This is a genomic window from Brevundimonas sp., from assembly GCF_046293315.1.
Lineage (GTDB): Bacteria > Pseudomonadota > Alphaproteobacteria > Caulobacterales > Caulobacteraceae > Brevundimonas.
The window spans coordinates 1-526 of the sequence record NZ_JBKBPF010000123.1 but is presented as its reverse complement, the minus strand read 5'-3'; the positions used below and the strand labels follow the sequence as shown (position 1 = coordinate 526).

Sequence of the window (526 nt, the reverse complement as noted above, 5' to 3'; positions counted from 1 at the left end):
TGGCTCAGATGCTCGTCGAGACCCTCGCCGGGGACTTCGACGCCGACGAGTTCGAGGACGACTACGCCGGGGCCGTCGAGGCCCTGGTGAAGTCCAAGGTGGAGGGTGGCGAGGTCAAGCGGACCCCCACGTCGACCAAGTCCTCCGGCGAGGTCGTCGACCTGCTCGCCGCGCTGCAGCGCTCGGTCCAGGCGGCGAAGACCGCCCGCGGCGAAGACACCGAGGAGGACGAGGCCACCTCGGAGAAGAGCACCGCCAAGAAGCCCGCGAAGAAGGCTCCGGCCAAGAAGGGCGCGGCGAAGAAGGCTGCCGCCAAGAAGGCGACCGCGAAGAAGGCTCCGGCCAAGAAGAGCGCGGCGAAGAAGAGTTCGCCGAAGAAGACCGCCGCGAAGAAGGCCAGCTGAAGAGGTGGCTCGGCGCCCACCCGCCGAGGTGAGTGTTCGTGTCGAGAAGGACGTCCCCCACTCGACGTCTCGATGACACGATCGCCCCCGAGGAGGAACCATGACCGGCAGGAGCACCACCA

Annotated in this window: 1 pseudogene; it reads left to right on the top strand. The window is 67.9% G+C overall.

The features are described 5' to 3' along the window. Positions 1 to 404: pseudogene (locus ACK4SE_RS14350) on the top strand (hypothetical protein); the annotation flags it as partial. Between the last annotated feature and the right edge of the window lie 122 nt (positions 405 to 526).